The organism is Burkholderia sp. LMG 13014, from assembly GCF_905232215.1.
Taxonomy (GTDB): Bacteria; Pseudomonadota; Gammaproteobacteria; order Burkholderiales; family Burkholderiaceae; genus Burkholderia.
The window spans coordinates 19,496-39,364 of record NZ_CAJNKE010000016.1 but is presented as its reverse complement, the minus strand read 5'-3'; the positions used below and the strand labels follow the sequence as shown (position 1 = coordinate 39,364).

The 19,869-nt window shown below is 61.1% G+C and carries 22 protein-coding genes, 1 tRNA gene and 1 pseudogene; 18 read left to right on the top strand and 6 right to left on the bottom strand.

The window, feature by feature from the left end; genetic code table 11:
- Positions 1 to 50 precede the first annotated feature (50 nt).
- Positions 51 to 839 carry a twin-arginine translocase subunit TatC gene (tatC, locus tag JYJ84_RS04355; RefSeq protein WP_122944239.1) on the top strand — a complete coding sequence of 263 codons (789 nt, stop codon included), beginning with the start codon at positions 51 to 53 and terminating at the stop codon, positions 837 to 839.
- 208 nt (positions 840 to 1,047) lie between these two features.
- Here tatC and JYJ84_RS04350 read toward each other — a convergent pair whose 3' ends face one another.
- On the bottom strand, positions 1,048 to 2,253 hold the full coding sequence (locus tag JYJ84_RS04350; protein WP_174952897.1) for a Do family serine endopeptidase: 1,206 nt from the start codon (positions 2,251 to 2,253) through the stop codon (positions 1,048 to 1,050).
- Between the two features lie 21 nt (positions 2,254 to 2,274).
- On the opposite strand from JYJ84_RS04350, the gene JYJ84_RS04345 reads away from it, so the two are divergent.
- The 7 genes from JYJ84_RS04345 (at position 2,275) to JYJ84_RS04315 (ending at position 7,405) form a co-directional block, all read left to right on the top strand.
- Positions 2,275 to 3,021, top strand: a complete 747-nt coding sequence (locus JYJ84_RS04345; protein WP_122944241.1) for a Nif3-like dinuclear metal center hexameric protein — start codon at positions 2,275 to 2,277, stop codon at positions 3,019 to 3,021.
- A gap of 218 nt (positions 3,022 to 3,239) precedes the next feature.
- Positions 3,240 to 3,860: a ubiquinol-cytochrome c reductase iron-sulfur subunit gene (petA, locus tag JYJ84_RS04340; RefSeq protein WP_057924755.1), complete on the top strand. Its 621-nt coding sequence runs from the start codon at positions 3,240 to 3,242 to the stop codon at positions 3,858 to 3,860.
- On the top strand, positions 3,857 to 5,239 hold the full coding sequence (locus JYJ84_RS04335; protein WP_122944242.1) for a cytochrome bc complex cytochrome b subunit: 1,383 nt from the start codon (positions 3,857 to 3,859) through the stop codon (positions 5,237 to 5,239). Before petA ends, JYJ84_RS04335 begins: the two co-directional genes overlap by 4 nt.
- A gap of 21 nt (positions 5,240 to 5,260) precedes the next feature.
- Positions 5,261 to 6,019, top strand: coding sequence for a cytochrome c1 (locus tag JYJ84_RS04330; protein WP_122944243.1), 759 nt, complete (start codon positions 5,261 to 5,263; stop codon positions 6,017 to 6,019).
- Between the two features lie 92 nt (positions 6,020 to 6,111).
- Positions 6,112 to 6,723 carry a glutathione S-transferase N-terminal domain-containing protein gene (locus JYJ84_RS04325; RefSeq protein ID WP_006400565.1) on the top strand — a complete coding sequence of 204 codons (612 nt, stop codon included), beginning with the start codon at positions 6,112 to 6,114 and terminating at the stop codon, positions 6,721 to 6,723.
- 66 nt (positions 6,724 to 6,789) lie between these two features.
- Positions 6,790 to 7,311, top strand: a complete 522-nt coding sequence (locus tag JYJ84_RS04320) for a ClpXP protease specificity-enhancing factor (RefSeq protein WP_122944244.1) — start codon at positions 6,790 to 6,792, stop codon at positions 7,309 to 7,311.
- Positions 7,312 to 7,329: 18 nt separating this feature from the next.
- Positions 7,330 to 7,405 (top strand) — tRNA-Thr (locus JYJ84_RS04315).
- Positions 7,406 to 7,621: 216 nt separating this feature from the next.
- On the opposite strand, the gene JYJ84_RS04310 is transcribed toward JYJ84_RS04315, so the two are convergent.
- Positions 7,622 to 7,900, bottom strand: a complete 279-nt coding sequence (locus tag JYJ84_RS04310; protein ID WP_175222792.1) for a hypothetical protein — start codon at positions 7,898 to 7,900, stop codon at positions 7,622 to 7,624.
- Between the two features lie 154 nt (positions 7,901 to 8,054).
- Between JYJ84_RS04310 and JYJ84_RS04305 the strand changes: the two genes are divergently transcribed.
- The 3 genes and pseudogenes from JYJ84_RS04305 to JYJ84_RS04295 all read left to right on the top strand — a co-directional run bounded on the left by JYJ84_RS04305 (position 8,055) and on the right by JYJ84_RS04295 (position 11,226).
- Complete coding sequence (locus JYJ84_RS04305) at positions 8,055 to 9,395, top strand: virulence factor (protein ID WP_175222791.1); 1,341 nt, start codon at positions 8,055 to 8,057, stop codon at positions 9,393 to 9,395.
- Positions 9,396 to 9,656: 261 nt separating this feature from the next.
- Entirely contained in the window at positions 9,657 to 10,997 is a 1,341-nt protein-coding gene (locus JYJ84_RS04300; RefSeq protein ID WP_175222805.1) for a virulence factor, read from the top strand.
- Positions 10,998 to 11,011: 14 nt separating this feature from the next.
- Positions 11,012 to 11,226: pseudogene (locus JYJ84_RS04295) on the top strand (PAAR domain-containing protein).
- A gap of 62 nt (positions 11,227 to 11,288) precedes the next feature.
- Here the strand turns inward: JYJ84_RS04295 and JYJ84_RS04290 are convergent.
- The 3 genes from JYJ84_RS04290 to JYJ84_RS04280 form a co-directional block, all read right to left on the bottom strand.
- Positions 11,289 to 11,855, bottom strand: coding sequence for a hypothetical protein (locus JYJ84_RS04290; protein ID WP_175222790.1), 567 nt, complete (start codon positions 11,853 to 11,855; stop codon positions 11,289 to 11,291).
- Between the two features lie 187 nt (positions 11,856 to 12,042).
- Positions 12,043 to 12,777: a LytTR family DNA-binding domain-containing protein gene (locus JYJ84_RS04285; protein ID WP_175222789.1), complete on the bottom strand. Its 735-nt coding sequence runs from the start codon at positions 12,775 to 12,777 to the stop codon at positions 12,043 to 12,045.
- A gap of 1 nt (position 12,778) precedes the next feature.
- A complete protein-coding gene (locus JYJ84_RS04280) occupies positions 12,779 to 13,864 on the bottom strand; it encodes a sensor histidine kinase (protein WP_175222788.1) in 1,086 nt (361 codons plus the stop codon).
- 415 nt (positions 13,865 to 14,279) lie between these two features.
- Between JYJ84_RS04280 and JYJ84_RS04275 the strand changes: the two genes are divergently transcribed.
- Positions 14,280 to 14,822, top strand: a complete 543-nt coding sequence (locus tag JYJ84_RS04275) for a hypothetical protein (protein WP_122944307.1) — start codon at positions 14,280 to 14,282, stop codon at positions 14,820 to 14,822.
- A gap of 356 nt (positions 14,823 to 15,178) precedes the next feature.
- Positions 15,179 to 15,382 carry a hypothetical protein gene (locus JYJ84_RS04270; protein ID WP_011350748.1) on the top strand — a complete coding sequence of 68 codons (204 nt, stop codon included), beginning with the start codon at positions 15,179 to 15,181 and terminating at the stop codon, positions 15,380 to 15,382.
- Positions 15,383 to 15,441: 59 nt separating this feature from the next.
- Here JYJ84_RS04270 and JYJ84_RS04265 read toward each other — a convergent pair whose 3' ends face one another.
- Complete coding sequence (locus JYJ84_RS04265) at positions 15,442 to 16,242, bottom strand: transporter substrate-binding domain-containing protein (RefSeq protein ID WP_089455481.1); 801 nt, start codon at positions 16,240 to 16,242, stop codon at positions 15,442 to 15,444.
- A gap of 260 nt (positions 16,243 to 16,502) precedes the next feature.
- Here JYJ84_RS04265 and JYJ84_RS04260 point away from each other — a divergent pair, with 260 nt between their 5' ends.
- From JYJ84_RS04260 to JYJ84_RS04240, 5 genes are all read left to right on the top strand, one after another.
- Positions 16,503 to 16,865: a hypothetical protein gene (locus JYJ84_RS04260; protein ID WP_175222787.1), complete on the top strand. Its 363-nt coding sequence runs from the start codon at positions 16,503 to 16,505 to the stop codon at positions 16,863 to 16,865.
- Between the two features lie 62 nt (positions 16,866 to 16,927).
- Complete coding sequence (locus JYJ84_RS04255; protein ID WP_374102085.1) at positions 16,928 to 17,263, top strand: hypothetical protein; 336 nt, start codon at positions 16,928 to 16,930, stop codon at positions 17,261 to 17,263.
- A gap of 162 nt (positions 17,264 to 17,425) precedes the next feature.
- A complete protein-coding gene (locus JYJ84_RS04250; protein ID WP_175222786.1) occupies positions 17,426 to 18,007 on the top strand; it encodes a hypothetical protein in 582 nt (193 codons plus the stop codon).
- A 478-nt stretch (positions 18,008 to 18,485) separates the two neighbouring features.
- Complete coding sequence (locus tag JYJ84_RS04245; protein ID WP_175222785.1) at positions 18,486 to 18,821, top strand: hypothetical protein; 336 nt, start codon at positions 18,486 to 18,488, stop codon at positions 18,819 to 18,821.
- A 325-nt stretch (positions 18,822 to 19,146) separates the two neighbouring features.
- Positions 19,147 to 19,491, top strand: coding sequence for a hypothetical protein (locus JYJ84_RS04240; protein WP_175222784.1), 345 nt, complete (start codon positions 19,147 to 19,149; stop codon positions 19,489 to 19,491).
- The last annotated feature ends 378 nt before the right edge of the window (positions 19,492 to 19,869 follow it).

Sequence of the window (19,869 nt, the reverse complement as noted above, 5' to 3'; positions counted from 1 at the left end):
TTCTTCTGAGCCGAGCGCATGCTCGCTCGTCAATCCTACCGAGGGCCGGCGTGAGCGACCCCCAGCAGAACCCGGGCGACGCCCCGGAAGAAACCTTCATTTCCCATCTCGTCGAGCTTCGCGATCGCATCATTCGCGCGGGCGCGGCCGTGATCGTCGTGTTCCTCGGGCTCGTCTACTGGGCGCCCGACATCTTCCGGCTGCTCGCGCGGCCGCTGATGCAGAACCTGCCGAAGGACGGCAAGATGATCGTCACCGACGTCACCGGCTCGTTCTTCGTGCCGATGAAGGTCACGATGCTCGTCGCGCTCGTGATCGCGCTGCCGATCGTGCTGTACCAGATCTGGGCGTTCGTCGCGCCGGGGCTGTACCAGCACGAGAAGAAGCTCGTCGCACCGCTCGTCGGCAGCAGCTACGTGCTGTTCCTGTGCGGGATGGCGTTCGCATACTTCCTCGTGTTCCCGACGATCTTCCGCGTGATGGCGCACTACAACGCGCCGCTCGGGGCGGAAATGACGACCGACATCGACAACTACCTGAGCTTCGTGCTCGGGATGTTCATCGCGTTCGGGGTCACGTTCGAGGTGCCGATCGTCGTCGTGCTGCTCGTCCGGATGGGCGTGCTGTCGCTGAAGAAGCTGAAGGAGATGCGGCCGTACGTGATCGTCGGCGCGTTCGTCGTCGCGGCGGTCGTCACGCCGCCGGACGTGTTCTCGCAACTGATGCTCGCGTTGCCGCTGGTCGTGCTGTTCGAGATCGGGTTGCTGGCTGCGCGGTTCTTCGTACCGAAGAAGCAGGCCGAAGCGGGTGAGGCGGAGAACGGCGAAGCCGCCAGTTGATGGCAGCGCGCCAGGGCGGTGTACGGCGAGGCCGGCATTCCGGCCCGCGTGAACGGGCTCGGTGATGCTGGTAGCCGGAAAGCACGTGGCGAAGGCCACCTTCCCGGCAACGAAGGTCTTTCGATGCAAAACAAAAGGGCAGCCAACCGGCTGCCCTTTTTCATTTCCGATGGTGCTCGGCACACGGCGGTGCGCCGCGCGCCCGACGTCATTCGGTATCGCTGTCCTGCTCGTCGAGCGTCTGCTTCGGCGGCGGCGGGCGCTTGCCGATCACGACGTTCACATCGAACTCCTTGCCCTTGCGCACGACGTGCACCTTGGTCGGCGTGCCCGGCTTGATCTGCGCGACGGTATTCAGCAGCTTCGTCGTGTCGGTGATCTCGTCGCCGTTGACCGACACCAGGATGTCGCCCGGCTTGATGCCGGCCTTGTCGGCCGGGCCGCCCTGCAGCACGCCGGCGACGATCGCGCCCGATTTCTGCGACAGCCCGAACGACTCGGCGATTTCCGGCGTGACGTCCTGCGGCTCGACGCCGATCCAGCCGCGCGTGACCGAGCCCGACGTGATGATGCTTTCGAGCACCGTGCGCGCGGTCGACACGGGGATCGCGAAGCCGATCCCGAGCGAGCCGCCCGAGCGCGAGTAGATCGCGGTGTTGATGCCGAGCAGGTTGCCGTTCACGTCGACCAGCGCGCCGCCCGAGTTGCCGGGGTTGATCGGCGCGTCGGTCTGGATGAAGTTCTCGAACGTGTTGATGCCGAGGTGGTTGCGGCCGAGCGCGCTGATGATCCCCATCGTGACGGTCTGGCCGACGCCGAACGGGTTGCCGATCGCGAGCACGACGTCGCCGACGCGCGACTGGTCGGAGCGGCCGAGCGTGATCGTCGGCAGGTTCGTCATGTTGATCTTCAGCACCGCGAGATCGGTCTCGGGATCGCTGCCGATCACTTTCGCAGTGGCCGTGCGGCCGTCGGCGAGCGCGACTTCGATCTGGTCGGCGCCATCCACGACGTGCTGGTTCGTTAGAATGTAACCTTCAGGGCTCACGATAACGCCCGAGCCAAGGTTGGCGGCCGGTTCGTCCTGTTGCTTGCGGGCGTTGCGGTCGCCGAAGAAGTAGCGGAACAGCGGATCTTTCGCGCGCGGGTCGGGCGGCAGCGAGCCGTCCTTGCTGGAGAACACGTTGACGACGGCCGGCATCGCCTTTTGCGCGGCTTCGGCGTACGACGTGGTCGCCGGCGCGCCGCCGATGCCCGGCGCGACTTCCCGCAGCGCAACGATCGGCGTGGCGAGCTGCTTGCCGAGCTGTCCTTGCCGTTGCAGCCATTGCGGCTTGAGCGTCACGACGATGAACATCAGCGCGAGCAGCACGGTAACCGCCTGCGCGAAGAACAGCCAGAAGCGTCTAAGCATCTGAATGGATTAGAGGTTTATATGGATCGGATCGAACTTGAATTGTACTTGAACAATACCCTTGAAACCGCGCGCTTCAAGGACTATTGCCCGAATGGCCTCCAGGTCGAGGGGCGCCGCAAGATCGAGAAGATCGCCACCGGCGTGACGGCGTCGGTCGCGTTTCTCGAAGCCGCGCTCGAATGGGGGGCGGATGCCGTGCTCGTCCATCACGGCTATTTCTGGCGCAACGAGCCGCCGCAGATCACGGGCCGCAAGTACCAGCGCCTGAAGCTGCTGCTCGCGAACGACCTGAACCTGTTCGCGTTCCACCTGCCGCTCGACGCGCATCCCGAGTTCGGCAACAACGCGCAGCTCGGCGACCGGCTCGGGCTGATCGGCGAGCAGCGCTTCGGCGAAGGCGACCTCGGCTGGATGGCGACGCTGCCGATGCCCGTCACGCTCGAGCACTTCGTCGCGAAGGTCGAGCGCACGCTCGGCCGCACGCCGCTCGTGCTCGGCGATTCGGACACGCAGCTGCGCCGCATCGCGTGGTGCACGGGCGCCGCGCAAAGCTATTTCGACGCGGCGATCGACGCCGGCGCGGACGTGTTCCTGACCGGCGAGGTGTCCGAATACGTGACGCACATGGCCGCCGAGAGCGGTGTCGCGTTCGTTGCGGCAGGGCACCATGCGACCGAGCGCTACGGAATCCAGGCACTTGGCGCCCACTTGTCCGAAGAATTCGATATCGAACACCTTTTTATCGATATCCATAACCCGGTCTGAATGCCGGATTTGCGGCAGCGCATCGAAATTTTGAAATGTAGCGGACGCTTAAAAGTGAAATGATTTAATCGCTCCGGTAGTGGGGGGAAACCCTTAACTATCAAACACTTCGAAGGGATTTTCATCTCCGGGCCTTGTAAATGGCGGCTCCATTCGAGCAAACTAGCGGCGGAATGGAAAGTCGTGACGGAAAATCCAACTCAGAAGTGGGGCGTGTGATGCGAGACAAGGAAGAGAAACGCGTCGACAGCGGCCGCCGTACCTGGCTGATTGCGACATCCGTAGCAGGTGGCGTGGGAGGCGTAGCCACCGTCATACCTTTCGCGGCGTCGCTTGCGCCGTCCGCGAAAGCGAAAGCGGCCGGTGCACCGGTCGAAGTCGACATCAGCGGGCTGAAGCCCGGTGAAATGGTCACCGTGCCGTGGCGCGGCAAGCCGGTGTGGATCCTGAACCGCACCGACTCGATGCTGGCCGATGTGGTCAAGGCCGACAAGGAAGTGGCCGATCCGACCTCCGAAAAGCCCTATACGATGCCGTTGCCCGCGTATTGCGCGAACGAATATCGCTCGCGGGCCGATCGCAAGAACATTCTCGTCGTGATGGCCGTGTGTACGCACCTCGGCTGCACGCCAAGCCAACGCTTCACGCCGGGTCCGCAGCCGAACCTGCCGGACGACTGGCCGGGCGGTTTCCTGTGCCCGTGCCATGGTTCGACCTACGACCTCGCCGGCCGTGTGTTCAAGAACAAGCCGGCGCCTCAGAATCTCGACATCCCGCCCTACATGTTCACGTCGGCGACGACCCTCGTGATCGGCAAGGACGAGAAAGGAGAAGCGTGATGGCCGACAACAAGGAAGTCTCCACGACAGGTCTCACCGGCTGGATCGATCAGCGCTTCCCGCTCACGTCCACCTGGAAGAAGCACGTTTCCGAGTACTACGCGCCGAAGAACTTCAACTTCTGGTACTTCTTCGGCTCCCTCGCGCTGCTGGTGCTCGTCAACCAGATCGTCACGGGCATCTTCCTGACGATGAACTACAAGCCCGACTCGACGCTCGCGTTCGCGTCGGTCGAGTACATCATGCGCGAGGTGCCGTGGGGCTGGCTGATCCGCTACATGCACTCCACGGGCGCATCGATGTTCTTCGTGGTCGTCTACCTGCACATGTTCCGCGGGCTGCTTTACGGGTCGTACCGCAAGCCGCGCGAACTCGTGTGGATCTTCGGCTGCGCGATCTTCCTGTGCCTGATGGCCGAGGCGTTCTTCGGCTACCTGCTGCCGTGGGGCCAGATGTCGTTCTGGGGCGCGCAGGTGATCGTGAACCTGTTCTCGGCGATCCCGTTCGTCGGCCCCGACCTGTCGCTGTGGATTCGCGGCGACTACGTGGTGTCGGACGTCACGCTGAACCGCTTCTTCGCGTTCCACGTGATCGCGATTCCGCTCGTGCTGGTCGGCCTCGTGATCGCGCACCTGGTCGCGCTGCACGAAGTGGGCTCGAACAACCCGGACGGCATCGAGATCAAGGCGAAGAAGGACGCGAACGGCGTGCCGCTCGACGGCATCCCGTTCCATCCGTACTACTCGGTGCACGATTTCCTCGGCGTGTGCGTGTTCCTGATGGTGTTCGCGCTGATCGTGTTCTTCTCGCCGGAGATGGGCGGCTACTTCCTCGAGGCGAACAACTTCGTCCCGGCGAACCCGCTGCAGACGCCGCCGGAGATCGCGCCGGTCTGGTACTTCACCGCGTTCTACGCGATGCTGCGCGCAACCACCGACCCGTTCAAGATCGTGCTGATGATCGTGATCGCGGTGCTCGGCGTGCTCGCGCTGATCCGCGCGCGCGGCAAGTGGAAGGCCGGGCTGCCGGTGCTGGCCGCGGCGATCGTCGTGTTCATGTACCTGACGGAGTCGAAGTTCTGGGGCGTCGTCGTGATGGGTTCGGCGGTGATCACGCTGTTCTTCCTGCCGTGGCTCGACCGCAGCCCGGTGAAGTCGATCCGCTACCGGCCGCTGTTCCACAAGGTGTTCCTCGGGATCTTCGTCGCCGCGTTCCTGACCCTCGCGTTCCTCGGCACGCGGCCGCCATCGCCGGTCGCGACGCTGATTGCGCAGGGCTGCGCACTGATCTACTTCGCGTTCTTCCTCGGCATGCCCGTCTGGACGCCGCTTGGCACGTTCAAGCAGCCGCCGGAGCGGGTGCGCTTCAAGCCCCATTAACGTGAGCGAGGAGAGAACGACATGAAGAAACTGCTTTCGACACTCGCGCTGATCGGGGCGACCGCGTGTGCGCTGCTGGTGGCGCCGGCGGTTCGGGCGGAAGGTAATTTTCCGCTCGACCGGGCGCCCGATAACACGGAAAATCTCGTTTCGCTTCAGCACGGCGCGCAATTGTTTGTAAACTATTGCCTGAACTGCCACAGCGCGAACCTGATGCGCTACAACCGTCTGACGGATCTGGGCATATCCCAGAAGGAGATCGAATCGAATCTCCTGTTCACGACCGACAAGGTCGGGAACACGATGTCCGTCGCGATGCGCCCTGAAGACGCGAAGAACTGGCTCGGCACCTCGCCGCCCGACCTGTCGGTCGAGGAGCGGGCGCGCGGCCGCGACTGGCTGTATACGTATCTGCGCAGCTTCTATCGCGACGATACACGGCCGAGCGGCTGGAACAACGCGGTGTTCGAGAACGTCGGCATGCCCCATGTCCTGTGGCAGCTGCAGGGGCAGCGCACCGCCAAATTCGAAGACAAGACGGACGAGGAGACGGGGGAGAAGGTCCATACGCTCGTCGGCTTCCAGCAGGTCACGCCGGGGACACTGTCCGCGGTGGATTATGATGCTGCGGTTGCCGACCTGGTGGCGTACATGACCTGGATGTCCGAGCCGGCTCAGCAGACCCGCAAACGCCTCGGCGTATGGGTGCTGATCTTTCTCGGTGTCCTGACTTTCCTGGCCTGGCGGCTCAATGCCGCGTACTGGAAAGATATCAAGTAATCACGCCTGACCGGCGTGGGGCCGGCGCAAGGTGGAACCCCGGAAGGGGTTCGCCGCGTGCCGGCCCTCGGCTTTTTTGAGGAAACGCAAACATGATGGTTCTGTATTCCGGCACAACTTGCCCGTTCTCCCAGCGTTGCCGGCTGGTGCTGTTCGAGAAGGGCATGGACTTCGAAATCCGTGACGTCGACCTGTTCAACAAGCCGGAAGACATCTCGGTGATGAACCCGTACGGTCAGGTGCCGATTCTGGTCGAGCGCGACCTGATCCTGTACGAATCGAACATCATCAACGAGTACATCGACGAGCGCTTCCCGCATCCGCAACTGATGCCGGCCGACCCCGTGCAGCGCGCACGTGCACGCCTGTTCCTGCTCAACTTCGAGAAGGAACTGTTCGTCCACGTCAGCACGCTCGAGAACGAGAAGGGCAAGGCAGCGGAGAAGAATCACGAGAAGGCACGCCTCGCGATCCGCGATCGCCTGACGCAACTCGCGCCGATCTTCGTGAAGAACAAGTACATGCTCGGCGAAGAGTTCTCGATGCTCGACGTCGCGATCGCACCGCTGCTGTGGCGTCTGGATCACTACGGCATCGAACTGTCGAAGAACGCCGCGCCGCTGATGAAGTACGCGGAACGGATCTTCAGCCGTCCGGCGTATATCGAAGCACTGACGCCGTCCGAAAAGGTCATGCGTCGTTAATGTTGCAGGCATGACGGAGAGGGCGGCGCGGCGTGCCGCGTCCCCGCTCCGGGTTCGAGGATTGTGATGCAAGAGATTTCAACGAAGCCTTATCTGCTGCGCGCGTTGTACGAGTGGTGCACCGATAACGGTTACACGCCGCATATCGCGGTGAGGGTCGACAACTCGACGCGCGTGCCGCGTCAGTTCGTGCGTGACGGCGAGATCGTGCTCAACATCAGCTTCGAGGCGACGAGCCAGTTGCAGATGGGCAACGAGTGGATCGAGTTCACGGCCCGGTTCTCCGGGAAAGCGCACAAGATCGAGATTCCGGTTGCCAACGTGCTCGCGATCTATGCGCGCGAGAACGGGCAGGGCATGGCGTTCCAGGTCGATGCGGTCGCGGGTGAAGGTGCGGATTCGGGTGCGTTCGACGACGAAGCGGCGCAGGCCGACGACGTGCAGCGTGATGAGTCTCCGTCGACGCTGACACCTGTTGCCGAGCGCGGCGCGAACGAGGAACCGTCCGAAGGTGCCGACGAACCGCCGAAAACCGACGGCGACGGCTCGAAAGGTGGCAGCAGACCTCGCCTCAAGATCGTGAAATGAGGTAGAATCTCAGGCTACGCCGGCTTAGCTCATCTGGTAGAGCAGTTGATTTGTAATCATCAGGTGGCGGGTTCGAGTCCTGCAGCCGGCACCATATTGAACGAAGGGCTACGAGATCCTGTCTCGTAGCCTTTTGTTTTTCTGCGCCCACTTCTCCGGCCGGCGGTTTTTCGTTCGTCCCGTGCCGCGACATGTAGTCCGATTCGTCGCTTCGACATCGATTCGTCGAGTGAATCTCCATAGCAAGAACTATCGAATGACCGGGCCGGAAATCCTGGCCGGAGCGAACGTGGCTGCTGCGCTGCAGTGGCTAGCCTGCGAGATGCGCGGCAATACGATTGCCGCGGTGGTCTGCGATTCGGGGTTGTAGCATCTGTCGATGGATCTCCGGAGCGGATGATTGCGTGCAGGCGGCCGAATTCACGGGAATCAACTGCACCTGCTGATCACGTTTCGAAACAAAGGGCTGCGCGATGTTGGCGTAGCCCTTTTTCGTATTCAGGATCCACTTGTCTGGACCTTGCCCGATAACGCACACTGAATATATATCCTGGATGCTTTTTCGGATGCGCATTCGCGGATTTTTCATCTGATGCTGCGGAGAATTTTTAAACTATCGAGCCGGTAAAGCATGGGTAATCTCGATATTGTGTCGTAGATGGGTTGTCACGATAGGTATCATGCACGGCTCGAGTGTTTTCGCTGGACTTATGCTTCGTGATGTATTGATTGCGGGAGGCTGGATGAAGCGGCTTTTGATAGTGCTGTTCCGGGTAGCAATTATGGCGTTTGTGGCGTCGACCATCATGATGGTGAAACCCGCGCAAGCGGTGACCGTGCCGCAGAAAGATGCTGCAGCGTTGAATACGAGCGAGGGTGCTCAACCGTTCGTAGCGCAAGTTGTCGGACTGGAGTGGCTGAACCCATTGCAGCGGCGCGACTATCCGACGCAATGGCAGATTCTCTGGACAATGCGGCTTGTTCAGCCGAACAAGAACGACGATATGGTTCGGACGATGCCGCAGAAATTTGCGAAGCTCCAGTCAATTGGTGCGCTGGTGTATGGCAACCAAGGAGAGGAAACATTCAAAGGCTTCTATCACAAATACGTCCGTAAAGTGCTCGGACTGTTCGGTGATCGTTATGTGATGAACGCCAAGTATTTCTACACGGTCAAGTCGAAGAGAAAGAGCGACTGGCGTGAACTGGCCGGCATCCATGTGGAGTTTGCCGTGCCGGATGGACTTGATGCTGGCGAGGCGCAGGGGTATCTGCAGGAAAGCATCATCGATAACTTTGAGATAGGGAATAAATATGCGCTGGATCTTTGGAGCAAAGACACGCCTCCCGACGTCCACGTCAACCAGGGTGGCGCAAACGCCGGCTTCACGTCGCTGAACCGCGCACTGGATTACCTGCAGGCGAACCCGGACAAAAGCGCCTGGGTGATGAACTGGGACGCGCCGAACTTCCCGCCGAAAGACGCGCAGATCAACGAGAACATGGTGGTGCTGTTTCTCGTCGGGCCGAACTTCAAGACGGAGCGCGAACCGCTGGCGTGGATCGGTCGAGCGGCGACGGGCAACGTCAGGGACTACGAGACGAAGGCCGGCACGACGCGTGCAGTGCAGGCGTGGAAAGCCACGATCGACAGCGCGGCGCGCAACGCGGGCGTGACGGTGCCATCGTTGACCTTCGTGGTGCATGACGCGGGCGGCGGCGAAGCATCGTCGGAGCGGATTGGCGCGTTGTCGCGGACGCTGACGGAAGTGCTGCCGGACTACAACTTTCGCGAGCAGACATTCAATACGCCGGCGCTGCTAGGCCCGATGGGCACCGGTACGGCCTTGACGGACGTGGTGCTTGCAATCGGTCGAGCGAATCACCTGGACGAGAAGGTGCTGGTGGCAGGGACAACGGATGCGCAGCACCCGACGGCGGTGGTGGTGGTTCCGCCATCGAGAATCACGCCGATCGATCCGGACAAGGACTGGTTTCGCGCGCGGGGCGAGAACAATGCGTATCTGCCGTGGTGGGGGCGTCGCTACGACACCAACTACGGCATGCAGGGCTACTCCTACTGACCGGATCCTGCCAGTCGGAATCGACTGACGATGTAGCCAGAGATGATCGCGCTAGCGAAGCGGCACAACGTTACGAAGATCACGTGAACCTGCGCATGTGCGCGCGACGTGACGGTCGCCCGGCGTGGGTGGGCGACGGGCAACATGAAGGGTGAAGACGGCACGAGCGATGTGCCGGAGGGTTACCAGGAATGGCACAACGACAGCTTGAGTGCTTTCGCTGGACATAAGCCACATGGCGAATTGAGCATGGGAGATTGGATGAAGCGAATGTTGATAGTGCCATCGCTGGTTGCGATTTTGACGTTTGTGGTGTCGACGATCATGATGGCTACGCCTGTCCACGCGGCTACTTCGGTGCAAAAAGACACAACGGTTGCGAGTGCGGGCGATAGTGCGACACCGTTTGTGGCGCAGGTTGTTGGACTGGAGTGGCTGAACCCATTGCAGCGGCGCGACTATCCGACGCAATGGCAGGTTCTCTGGACAATGGGGCTTGCCAAACCCAACAAGAACGACGACATGGTCCGTACAGATCCGAAGTCGTTCACGACACTTCAGTCAGTTGCTGGGGTGGCTTATGGCAATCAAGGAGCTGAAACGTTCAAAGGCTTCTATCACAAATACGTCAGGAAGCTGCTTGGGTTGTTCGGTGATCGCTATGTGATGAACGCCAAGTATTTCTACACGGTCAAGTCCAAGAGAAAGAGCGACTGGCGTGAACTGGCCGGCATCCATGTGGAGTTTGCCGTGCCGGATAGCCTGGATGCTGGCGAGGCGCAGGGGTATCTGCAGGAAAGCATCATCGATTATTTTGAGATAGGGAATAAATATGCGCTGGATCTTTGGAGCAAAGACACACCTCCCGACGTCCACGTCAACCAGGGTGGCGCAAATGCGGGTTTTACGTCGCTGAACCGCGCACTGGATTACCTGCAGGCGAACCCGGACAAAAGCGCCTGGGTGATGAACTGGGACGCGCCGAACTTCCCGCCGAAGGACGCGCAGATCAACGAGAACATGGTGGTGCTGTTTCTCGTCGGGCCGAACTTCAAGACGGAGCGCGAACCGCTCGCGTGGATCGGCAGGGCGGCGACGGGCAACGTCAGGGACTACGAGACGAAGGCCGGCACGACGCGTGCAGTGCAGGCGTGGAAAGCCACGATCGACAGCGCGGCGCTCAATGCGGGCGTGACGGTGCCATCGTTGAACTTCGTGGTGCATGACGCGGGCGGCGGCGAAGCATCGTCAGAGCGGATCGGCGCGTTGTCGCAGACGTTGACGGAAGTGCTGCCGGACTACAACTTTCGCGAGCAGACATTCAATACGCCGGCGCTGCTAGGCCCGATGGGCACCGGTACGGCCTTGACGGACGTGGTGCTTGCAATCGGTCGAGCGAATCACCTGGACGAGAAGGTGCTGGTGGCAGGGACAACGGATGCGCAGCACCCGACGGCGGTGGTGGTGGTTCCGCCATCGAGAATCACGCCGATCGATCCGGACAAGGACTGGTTCCGCGCGAGGGGCGAGAACAATGAGTATCTGCCGTGGTGGGGGCGTCGCCACGACACCAACTACGGCATGCAGGGCTACTCCTACTGACCGGACAACCGACCATGCGAGGAATCATTCGAGTGGGCGACGTCCACAGTCATGGTGGCGATGTCGAGACGGGGGCTTCAAACAGCGATGTCATGGGCCGTGCACCTGCACGTGTCGGTGACCGCTGTACGTGCCCGTTATCGAGGGGGCGCATGCGGCGTTCGAAGGTCACAAGACTTCATGCGGCGCCGTGCTGATTTCATCGTTGCCGATGTCGGGACGCTCGTGATTCGAACGGCGCCCGGTTTTCCGGGTTGACGAAGTGATCGACAGCGGCGAAAGCCATTTCGCCTACGTCCCCGCACCGATCTGCATCACATGCGCGGCGCGCAGCGCATCGCCGAGTATCTTCCCCATCGCCGCCCCGCATTGCTTCGCGAGACTGTCGGAATCGACGCACGTGTCGCCGTCGGCGCGCGCCTTGTAGATCGGCTTGAACGTGTAGCGCGTCCCGGCCGGCTTTTCGCGGGTCGCCGCGACCGGCGCAATCGTGACGTCGGAAACGGTCATCTGCCACGTCGCACTCACGGGCGTGTCGTTGCGGCGCACGTCGGACGCCGTGTACAGGCGAACCATGTGACTCGGATGCAGCGCGTCCAGCGCTTGCGGTATCGGATCGACGAACTTCATCACGTCGAGCTCGACGAGCTTCGTCGGGATGTCCGTCAGCGTGCCCTGGATGCCTTCCCCGAGTCCTGCCAGATAGGCGCGGCCCTCGCTGCCGAATGACGGCGAATCGAAGATCTTGCCGTCCACGACGATCAGGATCCCGCTCGCCTGCGTCGGCGTGATGCCGGCCACGCTCTCGTCGACGAGATTCGGCGTCGTCACGCAACCGCTTGCGAGCGCTGCGAGCACGCACGTTGTCATTCCACGTAGTGTTTTCATGACGGGCCTGCCGGGTGAGGCGTCGTGTTTGCGCGATGCCATGTCGCCGAGTGCGGGATGTTCGCGTGATTGTGTTGGATGCGGCACGGTTTGCCAACGCGTCGTCCACGATCTGTCAGAACATAATCCTGTTGCCCCGGCCGCCAGCCGACACCCATCACATCTGCCTGAACAACCCCGCATACGCACGACTGACCGGCAGCATCTCCCGCTGCCCGTGCACGCGAATCCGCAACCTTCCCAACAGATCGCGCTCGACCCGATCGATCGCTGCATACGCAACGATCACGCCGCGATGCACCTGCGCGAACCGCTCCGGATCGAGCCGCTGCATCAGTTCCTTCAACGGCGTGCGAATCACGAGTCGTTCGCCAGCCGTGACGACTTCGGTGTATTTCTCCGACGCCTGGAAGTACAGCACGTCGTCGACCGATACGAGCCGCGTCGCATCCTTCACGCCGACCGTCAGCCAGCGGATCGGTGCAGCGTCCCGCGCTTGCGCTGCCTGCTCGAGCGCATCGGTTTGCGCGAGCGCAGGCCCGCCGCGCTGCAGTTTCGCGATACAGCGCAGCAGTCGCTCGTCCGTCACCGGTTTCAGCAGGTAGTCGACCGCGGCACGATCGAACGCGTCGACCGCGTATTCGTCGTAGGCCGTGACGAACACGACATGCACATCGGGTACGAGCGCAGCGAGCTTCAGCCCGTCGATGCCGGGCATCCGGATGTCGAGAAACGCGATGTCCGGCCGCGGCGACGCGTTCAGCGCGGCCAGCGTTTCGATGCCGTTGCGCGGCATCGCGACGATTTCCAGTTCGGGCCAGAGCGTGTCCAGCCGCTGCGCGAGCGAGGCGGACAGGTTCGGTTCGTCATCGGCGATGAGGGCGGTCGGCATGTCAGTCGATCGGAATCAGAAGGGTCGCGGTCACGCCATGCGCGGCGGCGGCGTTCGTCTCGACGGAGACACGGCCGCGCTCGCCGTGCAGCGACCGGATGCGTGCCATCACGTTGGCCAGCCCGACGCCGCCATGCAGGCGCGTGTCGCCGTTGCCGAGGCCGACACCCGTATCGATCACGTTCAGTTCGAGCCGGTCGCCGCGCATCCTGCCGCGAATCACGATCACACCGCCGTCGATCGACGGCTCGATGCCGTGCAGCAGCGCATTTTCGACGAGCGGTTGCAGCAGCAGCGGCGAGAACGGCAGCGCGTGCAGCTCCGCCGGCACGTCGATCGCATACGAAAGCCGCTCGCCGAGCCGGATCGACGCGATCTTCAGCAACGCCTCGACGAGTTCGAGCTCCTCGCCGAGCGTCGACGTCGCATCGCGCGTGCGTCGCAGGCTCGCACGCAGGTAGCGGTTCAGGCTGTCGAGCATCGTCGATGCGCGAGCCGGATCGCGCTCGATCAGGCTCTGCACGTTCGCGAGCGTATTGAACAGGAAGTGCGGCTCGATCTGCGCCTGCAGCAGCGCCAGGCGCGCGGCCGTCTCGGCCTGGCGCGCTTCGGCGGCTTCGCGGCGCTCGGTCTCGAGCGTCGCACGCATGCGCATGGACTGCAGGAACAGCGACACGCATACGAACAGGACCGCCGAGATGAGAAACGACGGCCCGTAGTTGTCCCACGTTCCGATGCGGGCACGCCCGAACACGTGCGGCACGTTTCCGCTGACGATCATCGCCGAGATCTCGAAACCGATGAGCACGCTGGCCGGTGCGATCACGATGGTCTTCAGCGCGAGCCCCGGCTTGCGCGGCAGCAGCCGGTCGGCGGCATAGCTGAATAGCAGCGCGCAGAAACCGATCGCGTTGGCGACGACGAGGTAGGGCAGCAGCGGTTCGTTGAAATGGATGGCCCAGAAACCCAGCCCGACGACCGAGTTGAAGCACGCGAACGCGAGCAGCGCGGCCGGATCGCGCAGCCGCCGCGGCGCGGCGCCGGCGGGTGGCGGCGGAATCGGCGAAGGATTGGACGTGGCTCGCATGGTGTCGGGTGAGGGAGGGCGCGCGATGCGCCGATGGCCTGACCTTACTGCCGGTCGGGCCGACTGCGTGCGCGTTGCGACGAACGGCGCGCGGTTTCGACGAAGTGCTTCGGCCGCCGACGGTTGGCCGGTTTCTGTCACGAGTGTAGTGGAAGGGGCTGCGGAAGGACACGGGGCGTTGCCGATTTCGCGTCGAGCACGACGCGTCAACTATCCCGGCGAAGGCGAACCTTTCGATTCGGACGACGCCGATCGCCGGATGCGTGCGCGCATCGGTCGTCCCGATCCGCTGAACGACCGTCGCCGCGACGCGCAACTCGTCCGCGAATTCCTGCCTCCCGTCGCAAGCCGTACCGCCTGTCGGGGCCGGGCAGTACGGTGTGGCCGTGTCCACTCCGATCAGGCGACTCCGACCATGTCCACGCTCCTTCATCTGAAGTCTTACGTGTATGTCACGTTTTGCGTGCTGCTCTATATCGGCATCAAGCGCTGTTTCCCGCGCGAGGTGCCGGCAGCACGACCGCTGATCTCGCCGGTCGCTTTCGGCCTGCTCGGCATCGTCAGCCTGAACGGACTCTTTCCGCATGCCGGCCTCGACGCGAACGCGATCGCGCTGGCGGCCGTCCTGGGCGGCGCGGCGCTGGGCTGGCTGCACGCGGGCCGGTGGCGGCTCGAGTACCGTCCGGTGCCGTCGGGCCTGCGCGTGCGCCTGCCCGGCGACGCGAGCCTGCTCCTGACGCTGATGCTGACGTTCGTCGCGGAAACCGGCATCCATTACGCGGTCGCCGTGCACGCGCCGTGGGCGGCGACGAGCGGCTTCACGATGCTGTCGTTCGCTGGATGGGGTGTGCTCGTCGGGATGACGCTCGGACGCGCGTTGAACGTGGTCGTGCGCTGCATGCGCCATGCGAATGGATTGGAGCGCAGGGGTTTCCCGTATTCGGTCGATCCGCGATGACGGGCACGAAACGCCGCGCGAACGCGCAACGGACGGCCAGACGGGCGATGCGGCCCGTCGTCGTCAATCGGATCGGCATCGAACCGAAACGACAGGTAACGGACGCCGTTTCGCGCCCCGTTTTCCTGTCACGGTCGCGTCATGGTGCGCCCATAACGTTGCACGTTCCCGTCGCGGCGGCAGCGCCGGATCGGGAACGTGCGCAACCCGCTCGCGACGACGTGCCCTCGTCGCAGGCGGGGGCTGACCGGGATCTCGCTCCCGGCGGCGCAGCGGTCATGCATCGCGCCATTTCATTCGAAAATACGATCGACGACGGTTCGAACCGGATCGCGGACGATCAGGAGACAGGGACCATGCTGAGTCCGCATGAATTCTCGATGCTGTTGCGCGTTGCGCGTGCGCCGGACAGCGTCGATCCGTCGAATCCGGCCTTCGCCGTGCTGGTGGAGAAGCGGCTGGTCGACGATACGCAGGTGCGCATGAATGCCGTGGCCGCGCGCCCGGCGCTGACGCCGATCGGCCAGATGCTGCTGGCGCGCTTCGACGAAGCGGCCTGAGGGGGCGCGTCACGCCTTCACCGTGGCGAAGGGCGTGACGCGTTGAAGCGCCGGGCCGCTTACTGTGCGACCGGCACGGTCACGTCGCTGCCGAACCAGTGCATCGAGATCTTCTTCAACGTGCCGTCCTTGTGCAGCGAGTCGAGCGCGTCGTTGATCGCCTTCTCGAACTTCGGGTTGCCCTTGCGGAACGGGATCGCCATTTCCTGCTTGCCGCCGTTCAGCACCGCGCCCGCGCGCAGCGGCAGGTTCGACGTCTTGATCATGTACGGCAGCATCAGGCGATCGTCGAGCGTCGCCTCGATCCGGCCCGCGGCGAGGTCGCGCAGCTTTTCCGGCGCGCCCGGATACGTCTGCACCTCGATGCCCGGCACGGTGCGCGCCATCTGGTCATAGTTGGTACCGAGCGTCACGCCGAGCTTCTTGCCCTTGAAGTCGTCGAGCGACTTGAAGTTGCGCGTGTCGTCCTTGCGCTGGATCAGCTGCGCGGCCGAGTACGTGTACGGCTGGCTGAAGTCGAGCGCTTCCTTGCGCTGCGGCGTGATCGTGACCTGATTGACGATCACGTCGAACTTGCCGGCCTGCAGGCCGGCGATGATGCCGCTCCATTCGGTCGGAACGAATTGCGTCTTCACGCCGAGCTTGCCGGCGACGGCGTTCGCGACGTCGACGTCGAAGCCCTCGAGCTGGCCCGACGTGCCGCGCGAGTTGAACGGCGGATACGTGCCTTCGAGGCCGACCCGGAGCACGCCGGCTTTCTTGACGGAATCGAGCAGGTCGTCTGCGTGTGCGGCGACGGCCGTGAAGCCGAGGGCCGACGCGAGCAGCAGGCCCGACAGCAGGAACTTCGAACGTTTCATCGCGGATCTCCAGTGGTCAGCGGGGTGTGGGGTGAGCGCCGGGCGCCGGTCGGGCGCGGCGGGCCGCAATACGGGCACGTAGACACTACTCGCAACCGCGCCGCGCCGGAAGTCGAATTGGCCCTGATTGAAATCGATTTCATGGATGCGGCGGACGGCTGGCGTGGCTGCTGCCCACCCCACGTTCCATATTTTGAAAACATCGGGTTCAATGGAAATACGCCAATGCGAACCGAAATGAATCGGAGATAGGAGGTAGCGTGGAACGTAAATTGGTGGACTATCCGATGCATGCCCCGTTAGTGAGGCATATCTACGACGAATTGATCCATGACCACTTTGAGGAACTGGTGCGCCAGGGACTCGCTGCACCAAGCACGGCATCGGAGTACCGAGCTGCGCTGAGATCCTGCTTGTGTGGGGAGGCGGTTCGTCCGATCCCGGATGAGGCGCTGATGAATGGGTATGTATTCGAAATGGGCGGACACAAATCGGACGGGCTATCAATCGAGGTACCCATCTTCTCGGAAGGCGGGCGTTCGGACGCGTTCATGATCCTTCGAGTGAAGAAGGACAACGCGGCGCAGCCGACGCTGTATTTGTACGACATACTGGTGCCGTGAAGCTGGCTCTGGAGAGCGAAATAGACAGGGCTGCGCGATAACTGCACCGGCACCATGATCCGGTGTCGTGGCGCTACGTGTCGAAGGATCCAATCGGACTCGCGAGGGGCAACGTCTTCCAGTACGCACCCAATCCGGTGCAGTGGATCGATCCGCTTGGGCTGAATGGTAAGCCTCTTCCCGGGGCCGCTGGGGGTAACTCGATTGATAACCTCCGTTTGAAAGAGCCAGGAAAAAGCTCAATCCAGCCGGGATTTCCGTCCTGCCTTGTTGTTGTCCCTGCTGCAGTTCAACAGATGACGGACGCCTTTCCGAAGACTACGGGCTTGCTGAAAGCAGCAGAAACTGTTGCATCAGGTACGGCATCTCTATTGGTGCACGCGATTGCCGCCGTGTAGCTGGATGTGGTGACGTTGAACGTGTAGACGGTGGCCAAGGCTGCACTGGCCGGTGCGGATGTATATCCAAATGCAAATCGAGCATCAGAACTCAAAAAGGTTGCAGGGATTCTCGGCAATCATGGTGAATCTGGCGCGACTCATACTTCTAAGTAAACAGCGATGGGAATCCATTTTTCTGAAATTATTGATGCGCTGCTGCAGTTTAATGGCGATGGTCCAGGTAGGTTGATCCGCGGTGAGGATGAAAGTAAGCCGCAGCTCGAGGATAGGGGTTACGATGTTGTGGGAGGAAGCTCCGATTTTCATTTGTATGAAAAACATATATATGTCAATCATGGGAATAGGGAAATTAATTCGCTGTATAAGTTATATTTCCTTGGGGGAAATCGCGTTGGAAGTTCGGTCGATTTCGGCCCAGGCGTAGGGTTGATGGTCTTGCTCAAGAATATTTTGGGTAGGCGTAAATTCAGTTCGCTGAGGGATGACACTCATCTCTATTTCTCTTGTGACATAAAAGATGGCGCAATTGTGTTGGGTAAGTATTCTGTTATCCGGTTCGGTCGAAGAAATGTAAGGTCGGGGTACGCAGTCCTGGGAGTAGATTGCGCGTCCGTTGGAAATGAAAAATTGATAACACGGGGTATAGAGGCAACAATGGATCGGCTCGATGAGAAGCCGTTGGGTAGTTTCAGGAAATACTCTCCCGAGTACGGGAAATTGGTCCATCTCTACTTCAGTTGATTATGCTGATGTGAAGTATGAGGGCTCGCTTCAGAAGCTTTATCCACATAGTCCACGATCTCGTGATTTGGAATCTTCAGAACGCCGACACTGATTATCGGTAGCACTCACGCTCCGTGCTTCGTTCGCAGTCTGAATTCTCCGCGCCTTCCGGGGCCCGGCGGAAGGTGATGCCGGGAATTGAGAATCAAACTGCTAGTAGATTCAGGAGCCGCCACGATGGCGTAGATTTGCCTCTTGAGCCGCGCTCTGCGCTCTTCGGCTATATTGTCCGGCGCGCGGAAGATTATTCTGGACTGGGAGCGAGTGGAGAGATTTTTGGACGCCAGATTCACGTAGAGACAACTTCAATGGCGATGATTTTTCAAGAAGAGACAAGGAGATTAGTGCTCTTGCCGCGCTCAAAAGCAAGTGCCATCGTTCATATCCAGGTACACCAAGCGGCAAGATCAAGATTTATACAGGTCAGGGAGGGCGCGTGAGCTATAGCGAAGATGATGTCCTGGAGTTGGTGGCTAGGTATCCAAGTGACTACTCGTTCAGAGGTGATTGCTTCAAGATATTTGGTCTGGCTTTGGCTGAATTTAAGAAGCTGTCAAAGGATCGTTGGCCTTTAAGTTGCTACAAGGTTTCGGTCGATCTTGGAGGGGGTGAGAGTTTGGTCGCGGTCACATTTTCCCCACTTCCGGCATATGAAATCGATGGAGTGCCATTTGAGGTTGCGGACCAGGGGATGTATCAGAATGGACGTGGTGTAACGTATATTTACGCGATTGAAGGTGCGGCGCTTCTGAAGACGGTCTACATGCGTTAGTGAAAATGGGCTGAATTTTTAGCCCTTTGATCATTCTATGGTAGCGATAATGGCACTATGATATCGACAGGGCGAAGCTCGTTTATCACGATGCAACGGGCGCAGTCACGAGTATCCGTTGCTGAGTGCGGGAAGCGTACATGGTGACCCGCCCGAGAGGCACGCGATACCGTGACTTGATGTGCGGACATACGCTGCTTGAAGCGTACGAACGACATGCCCATGTTTTTTGTCTCGCGTTCGTCAAGGACTGCGCCGCCAATCAGATGGCGCATCGACTACGATGCAGAAGGGCGACTGTAACTAATATGTGGCGAGGGCTCAAATGACGATTATGGCCAAAGCGCAATTTGTTGCGACGAGTCTCTGCGATGATGAGGGACGTTCCTCCTTGTTCATCAAGTGGGGACCTGCAGGTCAATATATCGATCTCGTGCGAGAGGAGAGTGGAGGCAAGATTTATTGCGAGCTTTTCGATCAAGCTAATGGTGCCGAATTTGAGTCAATTAGATTCAATTGCTCGGAAAATCTACTTGTTCTTGAGGTGACTCCACCAGAAGCGTTCGTGCGAGCACAAGCCGAGCACAGGGTCGAAATTGCGTTGGATGGCGCGAGTGTCGGCGGACGAGAACTGAAAAACTGCCTGGAACATCTGTTTCGCGCCGATTGAACCCAGGGTCACGAATGCGCGGCCGATCGGCACTATGCGAAATGAAGGAGGCCTAGATGACTGGTCTCACGAAGTCGTGCGATACGTCCGTGCCAAAGTGCCAGGCCACAAACCCACGAATCTCGTGCACACTCGTTTCGCGTGTGTCCATCGCGAAGAAATTGGAACGCCTTCATCATAATGAGTGCATTTTCGTTCTTAAGCATATGTGTCGCCATTGGCTTTGCTGTCGTGTGGTCGATAATTCTTCTGAGAAGAATTGCGGGGCGGAGAAAAATTGCCGGGAGCGGTGTGGCGACGTGGATCAAGAACGTTATCGATTCGCTCTTTGGGATGGGATAGTGCGGCACGCCGATCTCGCGCCGCTGTGATTTGTCG

Bases quoted from the DNA above. Each gene is read 5' to 3' on its own strand.
- JYJ84_RS04350 (WP_174952897.1), bottom strand. From the start codon at position 2,253: ATGCTTAGACGCTTCTGGCTGTTCTTCGCGCAGGCGGTTACCGTGCTG.
- JYJ84_RS04345 (WP_122944241.1), top strand. From the start codon at position 2,275: ATGGATCGGATCGAACTTGAATTGTACTTGAACAATACCCTTGAAACC.
- petA (WP_057924755.1), top strand. From the start codon at position 3,240: ATGCGAGACAAGGAAGAGAAACGCGTCGACAGCGGCCGCCGTACCTGG.
- JYJ84_RS04330 (WP_122944243.1), top strand. From the start codon at position 5,261: ATGAAGAAACTGCTTTCGACACTCGCGCTGATCGGGGCGACCGCGTGT.
- JYJ84_RS04325 (WP_006400565.1), top strand. From the start codon at position 6,112: ATGATGGTTCTGTATTCCGGCACAACTTGCCCGTTCTCCCAGCGTTGC.
- JYJ84_RS04320 (WP_122944244.1), top strand. From the start codon at position 6,790: ATGCAAGAGATTTCAACGAAGCCTTATCTGCTGCGCGCGTTGTACGAG.
- JYJ84_RS04310 (WP_175222792.1), bottom strand. From the start codon at position 7,900: ATGAAAAATCCGCGAATGCGCATCCGAAAAAGCATCCAGGATATATAT.
- JYJ84_RS04305 (WP_175222791.1), top strand. From the start codon at position 8,055: ATGAAGCGGCTTTTGATAGTGCTGTTCCGGGTAGCAATTATGGCGTTT.
- JYJ84_RS04300 (WP_175222805.1), top strand. From the start codon at position 9,657: ATGAAGCGAATGTTGATAGTGCCATCGCTGGTTGCGATTTTGACGTTT.
- JYJ84_RS04285 (WP_175222789.1), bottom strand. From the start codon at position 12,777: ATGCCGACCGCCCTCATCGCCGATGACGAACCGAACCTGTCCGCCTCG.
- JYJ84_RS04280 (WP_175222788.1), bottom strand. From the start codon at position 13,864: ATGCGAGCCACGTCCAATCCTTCGCCGATTCCGCCGCCACCCGCCGGC.
- JYJ84_RS04275 (WP_122944307.1), top strand. From the start codon at position 14,280: ATGTCCACGCTCCTTCATCTGAAGTCTTACGTGTATGTCACGTTTTGC.
- JYJ84_RS04270 (WP_011350748.1), top strand. From the start codon at position 15,179: ATGCTGAGTCCGCATGAATTCTCGATGCTGTTGCGCGTTGCGCGTGCG.
- JYJ84_RS04265 (WP_089455481.1), bottom strand. From the start codon at position 16,242: ATGAAACGTTCGAAGTTCCTGCTGTCGGGCCTGCTGCTCGCGTCGGCC.
- JYJ84_RS04250 (WP_175222786.1), top strand. From the start codon at position 17,426: ATGGGAATCCATTTTTCTGAAATTATTGATGCGCTGCTGCAGTTTAAT.
- JYJ84_RS04240 (WP_175222784.1), top strand. From the start codon at position 19,147: ATGACGATTATGGCCAAAGCGCAATTTGTTGCGACGAGTCTCTGCGAT.